This is a genomic window from Vibrio sp. 1180_3 (assembly GCF_029478545.1).
Classification (GTDB): domain Bacteria; phylum Pseudomonadota; class Gammaproteobacteria; order Enterobacterales; family Vibrionaceae; genus Vibrio; species Vibrio aestuarianus.
Genome location: NZ_SJFM01000218.1, coordinates 1 through 331 on the forward strand (window position 1 = coordinate 1; position 331 = coordinate 331).

General features: G+C 36.3%; 1 protein-coding gene. It reads right to left on the reverse strand.

Going from position 1 to position 331, the window contains the following annotated elements; all coding sequences use genetic code 11:
• The coding region (locus EYW48_RS21650) for a sugar phosphate nucleotidyltransferase (protein ID WP_277433099.1) at positions 1–331 on the reverse strand (331 nt) is incomplete at both ends.

Genomic DNA, 331 nt, shown 5'->3' on the forward strand with positions numbered 1-331 from the left:
TCCACATCTTTTAATAACTGGTTAAAAAGAAAATCAACATTGAATAAATAATTGCCCATTGAAGCCAAACACTTATTCGGTTTATTCGGAATTTCATTAGGTTGAGCTGGTTTCTCATCAAAAGCGATTATTTTGTTTTTGGAATCTACGGTCAGAACACCAAAACTACCTGCTGCTTCTTCAGTATCAACTTCTAGGCAACAAACTGTCATATCTGCGTTATTTGCCACATGCTCCGCTAGTAGAGTGCCGTAGTCCATACGATATACATGGTCACCAGACAGAATTAGAATGTACTTGGGTCTATGTGAACGAATTATATCAATATTTT